4 protein-coding genes are annotated in these 6,285 nt (G+C 65.9%); 1 reads left to right on the top strand and 3 read right to left on the bottom strand.

Annotated elements, in window-relative coordinates; translation table 11 throughout:
* Positions 1-127: 127 nt before the first annotated feature.
* Entirely contained in the window at positions 128-1,156 is a 1,029-nt protein-coding gene (locus ACFPB1_RS17975) for an electron transfer flavoprotein subunit alpha/FixB family protein (protein WP_379227487.1), read from the top strand.
* A 218-nt stretch (positions 1,157-1,374) separates the two neighbouring features.
* Here ACFPB1_RS17975 and ACFPB1_RS17970 read toward each other — a convergent pair whose 3' ends face one another.
* From ACFPB1_RS17970 to ACFPB1_RS17960, 3 genes are all read right to left on the bottom strand, one after another.
* Positions 1,375-5,268, bottom strand: coding sequence for a choice-of-anchor I family protein (locus tag ACFPB1_RS17970; RefSeq protein WP_379227486.1), 3,894 nt, complete (start codon positions 5,266-5,268; stop codon positions 1,375-1,377).
* A gap of 260 nt (positions 5,269-5,528) precedes the next feature.
* On the bottom strand, positions 5,529-5,954 hold the full coding sequence (gene fosB, locus ACFPB1_RS17965; protein WP_379227485.1) for a metallothiol transferase FosB: 426 nt from the start codon (positions 5,952-5,954) through the stop codon (positions 5,529-5,531).
* Between the two features lie 13 nt (positions 5,955-5,967).
* Positions 5,968-6,285, bottom strand: a complete 318-nt coding sequence (locus tag ACFPB1_RS17960) for a Dabb family protein (RefSeq protein ID WP_379227484.1) — start codon at positions 6,283-6,285, stop codon at positions 5,968-5,970.

Genomic DNA, 6,285 nt, shown 5'->3' with positions numbered 1-6,285 from the left:
CTGCTGGCGCCGCCGGCCCGCGCGGCCGGCCGCCGGCTGGGCGGCACGGCGGCGGAGCAGGCCGCGCAGCTGGCGGACGCGCTGCGCGGCGAAGCGAAGCTGTTTTAAGAAGGGAGGTCGCGAATCGATGACCGATACGGGAAAGATTACGGCGCTCGTCTATGGCGAGTGCCTGGATGGCAAGCTGCGCCGCGTGGCGCTGGAGGCGCTCGGCGCCGCGCGGCGCTTGGCCGGGGACGGCGGCGCCGTGCATGCCGTCGTCGTCGGCGGCGGGCCCGGGGCGGCGCTGCGGGAGGCCGCCGCGGAGCTCGCCGCCCGCGGGGCCGAGGTCGTCCACGTCGTCGACGACCCGGCCCTGGCCGGCTTCGCGCCGGAGGCGTACGCCGCCGCCATCGGCGCCGCGGTTGACGCGGCGGGGGCGAGCGTGATCGTGCTCGGCCACACCGCGGCGGGGCGCGAGCTTGCGCCCCGCGTGGCCGCGCGGCTCGGCGCCGGCCACGTCGCGGACGTGACCGCCGTCGAGCCGCCGGGCGACGGCCGCGCGGCGTCCGCGGTGCTGACCCGCCCGCTCTACGCCGGCAAGGCGTTCGAGCAGCGGCGGCTGCTCCCCGGGGCGCGGCAGGTCGTGACCGTGCGCCCCAATAATCTGCCGGCCGCGGAGCCGGTCGCGGCCGGCGCCGAAGGCGCGGTGGCGGCGCTGCCGTACGCGGCGCCGCCGCTCTGGACCGTCGTCCGCGGCATCGCGCGCAAGGCCGGCGGCACGGTCGACCTCGCCGAGGCGGACGTCATCGTCGCCGGCGGCCGGGGCGTCCGCAGCGCGGAGGGCTTCGCCCCGCTCGCGGAGCTGGCGGCCGTGCTCGGCGGCGCGGTCGGCGCCTCGCGCGGCGCGTGCGACGCCGGCTACTGCGACTACGCGCTGCAGATCGGCCAGACGGGCAAGACCGTCACGCCGAAGCTGTACATCGCCTGCGGCATCAGCGGCGCGATCCAGCATTTGGCGGGCATGAGCCAATCGCGCGTCATCGTCGCCATCAACAAAGACCCCGACGCGCCCATCTTCGGCGTGGCCGATTACGGAATCGTCGGGGACTTGTTCGAGGTCGTGCCGGAGCTGACGGCGCAGTTCAGGCGGATGCTCGCCAACCCGGGCGCATGACGCCCGGGTTTTACTGGTTTGCGGCAGCGGCGGGGTCCGGATCGCGCCGGCATGCGGCCGTTCCGCCGGCTCGCCGACCGGCCCGTCCTTCCGCCGAAGCCATCGCGGCCGCCGCGGAACCGTTCCCCTGCGGCGAATCCCGCCTCCTCATACGCAAAAAAACAGCCCGGACCGCGAACGGTCCGGGCTGTTCCTTGCGTCTTTCCTATTTCTCGCGGTTACTTCGTCATGAGCCGATAGAGCGCGGCGATCATTTTCGCCGTCTCTTCGCGCGTCGCGAATTGCTTCGGCGCGAACTTCGCGCCGCTGCCGCTCGGCTGGCCGTTGATGATGCCGGCCTGCTGCGCGGCCGCTGCCGCTTCCCGCGCGTACGGCGCGATGCTCGCGGCATCCGTGAACGCGATGCCCGGCACCGACGCCGGCAGCTCGAGCTTCTGCGCGTCCGCGAAGCGGGCGATCATCGCGACCATCTGCTCGCGCGTGATGGACGCGCCCGGGTCGAACCGGCTCGCGGAGACGCCGCTCGCGATGCCGGCCGAAGCCGCCCACGCGACGGACTTCGCGTAGTACGCGTCCGCCCCGACGTCTCCGAACCCGCTCGCGCTATAGGCGCTCAGGTCCGCACCGGCCGCGCGGGCGAGAATGAGCGTAAAGTCCGCCCGCGTCACGTTCGACTTCGGATCGAACACGCTCGCGCTCTTGCCTTGCATGATGTTCCGCGCGGTCAGGTACGTAATGTGATCCTTCGCGAAGCTGTTCGCGATGTCCGCGAACTTCACCGGACTATAAGCCGCCGCGTACGTCGAGAAGTGCTTCACCGTGAAGCTAAGCGTGCCCGCTGCCGAATCGAAGCTCGCTTGCGGCAATAGCGCGAGCTCGCCGTTGTCCGCAATGTCATACACGATGACGGCATTCGGGTTCTCGCCCGCCACCAGCGTATACGGCACGCGGATCTCCGCAGAGCCGCCGGCGAAATCGGCGATAGTCTTGCCGTCCGCCGTCACCGAGAAGTCAAAGACCGGATGCGATCCGACCGCCGCCGCGATCGCCGCCTGCTTGTCGGCCGGCAGCTTCGCCGTCACGTCGGCCAGGTTCTTCTTGGCGACCGTAATCGCGACGTCGCCCGTCGCGGCGCCATTCGCCATCGCCGTCAGCGCCGCTTTGTCGAACGTGACTTGTCCAACGCCCGCATCGAGGACGACGGCGTCCGCCGCGCTGGCCGCCAGCTTACCGACCGATGCCGCCGGCAGCGAGACCGTCGTTTGCTTCGCGTTCGCGTCCGCGGCTGCTCGGATCGTCACCGTCTTGACCGCGCCGGAGAGCTTCCCGATCGCCTGGTCGATTTGCTGCGCCGTCACGGCCGCCGCCGCGCTGCCGCTCGCGTCCGTCGCCGCCTTCGCGATGAGCGTCACCGTGGAGCCGTCAACCGTCGCGCTGTTATCCGGCGTGACCGGTACGTATACGCCCCCGCCCGTGCCGTTATTCGGCGTTTGGCTTACTTCCATTTGCAGCACGGAGATCGTGCCGCCCACTTCGTTCGCCACCAGAATCAGCGGCTTGCCCGTCGGGCTGACCGCCGCCGGGATGAAGTCGATGCCTTCCGGACCGGCGTCGGTTTGCAGGTTATCCGGGTGCGCGAAATCGCGTGTATTGATGTAGTTCGCGAATACCGGATGCGCCGGATCGGTCACGTCGTACGTCATGATGCCGCTGACCCGCTCCAGACCGACGAAAGCATACGTCTTATCGCCGACTTGGCCGACCTTCACGTACTCCGGCTCCGGTCCTTTTTTCGGGCTGCGCTTGTCGAAGGACACGTCGGCGTGATTGGAGTTGAAATACGCCGGAATCCGCTCGGCCGTGATCGTCTCGAAGTCGTTATGGCTGTCGTAGACTTGGGCCATCGAATCGGCATCCCAGACGGAGAACGAACGCGCGCCGTACAGGTAGATGCCGTCCGGTCCCATGTCGCTCGGAATTTCGACGCCGTCGTACGCCGTCTTGCCCGCCAGGAATTTAGCGGCCTCGGAATTCGGATCCAGCTTCGCCTTCATGTCCTTGATCGTCGAGACGTTCGTTCTGCCCGGCCAATCCGTGCTGTCGCCTTCGTTGGCCGTGAACACGTACGTCTTGCCGTTCACGCTGTACGTGTCGATGCCGTCCGGCATGTACATGCCCTTGAACGGCACGCTCTCGAACTTGATCGCGCCGTCCTTGACGAGGTCCAGCGAATTTCCCGGCAGGTTCAGGTCCTTGTAGCCAAGCCCTTTCACCGACGTGACCTTGCCGCCCGCGATGTCGATCGTGCCGATCGCGTTGCCTTCCTGCAGGGACACGTACGCGACGGATTCATCGGCCGACAGCGCGATGTATTCCGGCTCGAGGTCGCGTTCCGCCGCCGACTTGTCCGCGGCCGGTCCGGTGATGACGCCGTCCGCGACGGCGCCGCGGAGATGCACGTTGTCGTCGATGACGCTCTCGTCGTCGAACAGGACGTGCTTCACCGTGCCCGCCAAGGTATCGACGATCGTGACGCTGCCCTTCGGATCCTTCTCCGGATCCGCGCCGCCTTCCCGGTCTTCGGCCTCGTCGGCCGTCAGGACATAACGTCCGTCCTTCGCGACTTTGATCATGTCCGGCTGCACGCCGGCTTCATACGACTTCACGTAGTTGCCGTCGTAATCAAAAACGAGGATGGCGCCGTTCTTGTCGTACGCCTTCTCTTGAATCGCCGCGTAGACCAAATCGTGCTGCGTATCGATGTCCACGCTGGTAAAATCGCCGTAATCGAAGCCGTCCAGATGCGCGGCCACCGTATCCTCGATGTTGACGCGCCGGACCGTTTCCTGATTCGGCTTGCCTTGGCTGTCCAGGCTCACGATATCGAGCGTCGCCGGCGTGCTGGAGCCGTTGACGGAATAGTAGCTCTGGTTCTCCGGGTTGTACTTCACGATTTCGGCGACGCCGCCGTCCTCGTTCGGCTCGCCGGCGATGAAGGAGCCCAATTTCGTGATGTTGACCGTATCCGGATGGCCCGTGCCCACGTTCAGCGTATACGACTTGCTGACCGCCTCGGACCGGCTGTCCGTCACCGTAACGTTAACCGCGGCGGAAGCGGGCGCATCCTGCGCCGGCGTTCCGGAGATCGCGCCCGTGTCGGCATCGATGCTGAGGCCGCTCGGCAGACCCGTCGCTGCAAAGACGTACGGCTTCACGCCGCCCGTTGCCGCGATGCCGGCCGAATACGCAAGGCCCTTGTACGCGTCCGGAAGCGAAGGCGTGGAGATCGCGATCGGATCCGGCACGGCCGCCCACGAACCGTCGCCGGCGTTATGCGGATAGAACGGCGCGGCCTCGGCGGCCGGTAGGCTCTTGTAGTCGATCAATTTGAAATCGTTCACATTGCTGTCCGTATCGATGAAATTGTCGCGGCGCAGCGCGATGTTCTTGGACGGGCCGCCGGCTTCCTTCGGATAATCGCCTTCGGCGCCGTCGATGGTGCTGCCCTTATCATTGCCGGCCGCTCCGAGCATGTCCACGAAGCCGGCCGGTTTATCGGCGGACGGATTGACGTTCGTCTGTTCCAGCGGCGTCTGATTGCTCATCAGGACGACCTTCATGCCTTTGTTTTGCGTCGTCGTGCCGGGCGGCGTGCGATCGAATGGCTGATCCCCCGGCTTGACGTTCACCTTAACGCTCGGCGATTGCGAAGCGGCGGCGCGGATCAGGTACGAGCCGTGCGCCGGGATGCTGCCGGTCAAGTTCAAGACTTCCCACGGTCCGGTCGGGCCGGTCAGCGGCAGTTCGCCGGTATTGGCATCGACCAGCGCCATCCGGTCGGCATATTGGACGGACCATGTACTGAGATCGATGGCGGAATCCGTCGGATTGTACAGCTCGATGAAACCGTAGTCCGCGGCTCCGCCCGTGGATACGCCCGACCCGTAATACTGATTGATCACGACGTGCGGAACGTTCACGTCGTAAGTTCTGTTCGCGTCGTACGGCGTGCCGGCGAGCGGCCCGGCCGCGGCGGCCGGAACCGCCGACACGACGATGCCCGCCGCGATCTCCACGGAGAGCAGCAGGGAAAGCAGGCGTTTGTTTCTCATATTCAACTCTACTTCAACTCCTATTCTAGGACTTCGCCCCCAGCGTATAGGAGTTTTATGTCGAGATTGTTAATGGTATTTTGATATTTTGTAAATAAGCGGCAAATGGTTGGAAAATTCCGAACGCCCACGATCGGGGCGAGGCCGCCGCAAGGGCCGCCTAACGAACAAAACCCCCGCGTTTCGCCGCCGGACGAGCCGGAAACGAAACGCGGGGGTTTGCGCCGAAGGACGGTCGGTCCATCAGCCGGTCGGGATCTTCAATCCTCGCAGAACAGCATATGCGGCTTCTCGGCTTTATAGTAGGCCAACCGGTCCCGCAGGCTGCCGGTATGGAATTCGAACTTGTGGCCGTCGGGGTCGGCGAAGTAGACCGAACGTTTGTCGCGCTCGTCCCGCTCGCGCCCCGGCAGCATGTCCGCGCCCAGCGCTTCCAGCCGCCGCACGGCGTCGTCGAACGCCGCCTCCTCGACCGAGAACGCGATGTGCGTGTACGACTGCCGGATCTCGCCGCGCGGGATGTCCGGCTCCGCGTTCAGCGCCAGCCACAGCCCATTCAGGTCGAAATACGCCGTCGCCCGGCCCCGGACGAGCAGCTTGGCGCCGAAGACATCGCGGTAGAACGCGATGGACCGGTCCAAGTCCGACACGGAGAAGAGCAGATGATTGATGCCGCCGAGCTTCACGCGTCTCGCCCGCCTACGCTTGCTGCCCGTATTTCTCGAAATCGATCTCCAGGAACCGCGACACTTCCGGCACCCAGCGGGTTTCCACGAAATCGACGTGCTGCGGATGCGCGTTATAGGTCTCGTAATCCGCCTGATTGTCGAAGACCATGGAGAACCCGTAGTCGTAGTCATTCTTCGGGCTGACCTGGCGGAATACGCTGAACTGCTTCACGACCGGAATGGAGGTGAGCTGGCGCTCGCCGTCGCGCAGAAACTTCTCCGCCGCTTCCGATCCCGCCTCATGCTTCAAGTTGAAAATCACCATGTGCTGAATGCTCGTTTGTCCCAT

Source organism: Paenibacillus sp. GCM10023250, assembly GCF_042653205.1.
In the GTDB taxonomy this organism is placed as follows: Bacteria; Bacillota; Bacilli; order Paenibacillales; family Paenibacillaceae; genus Paenibacillus_Z.
Note: the sequence above shows the minus strand (reverse complement) of the source record. Positions and strands in the feature narration are given on the sequence as shown.

Bases quoted from the DNA above. Each gene is read 5' to 3' on its own strand.
- ACFPB1_RS17960 (WP_379227484.1), bottom strand. From the start codon at position 6,285: ATGGGACAAACGAGCATTCAGCACATGGTGATTTTCAACTTGAAGCAT.
- ACFPB1_RS17975 (WP_379227487.1), top strand. From the start codon at position 128: ATGACCGATACGGGAAAGATTACGGCGCTCGTCTATGGCGAGTGCCTG.
- ACFPB1_RS17970 (WP_379227486.1), bottom strand. From the start codon at position 5,268: ATGAGAAACAAACGCCTGCTTTCCCTGCTGCTCTCCGTGGAGATCGCG.